Genomic DNA, 258 nt, shown 5'->3' with positions numbered 1-258 from the left:
CCCACAGGGTCCCCCCTGCAGTACCATCGGCGCTGTAAGGCTTAGCTTCCGGGTTCGAAATGTAACCGGGCGTTTCCCCTACGCTATGACCACCGAAACACTATGAAACAGACAACCGCACCATGTGTGGCACATGGGGTTGTTCGTGGTTTCAGAACCAACACAGTGGACGCGAGCAACTGAGGACAAGCCCTCGGCCTATTAGTACCGGTCACCTCCACACCTCACGGTGCTTCCAGATCCGGCCTATCAACCCAG

General features: G+C 57.0%; 1 rRNA gene. It reads right to left on the bottom strand.

Annotated elements, in window-relative coordinates:
* Positions 1-97: ribosomal RNA gene (gene rrf, locus IG94_RS39910) — 5S ribosomal RNA — on the bottom strand; the annotation flags it as partial.
* Positions 98-258 lie beyond the last annotated feature (161 nt).

Origin of the sequence: Streptomyces olivaceus (assembly GCF_000721235.1) — a bacterium.
Taxonomy (GTDB): domain Bacteria; phylum Actinomycetota; class Actinomycetes; order Streptomycetales; family Streptomycetaceae; genus Streptomyces; species Streptomyces olivaceus.
Note: the sequence above shows the minus strand (reverse complement) of the source record. Positions and strands in the feature narration are given on the sequence as shown.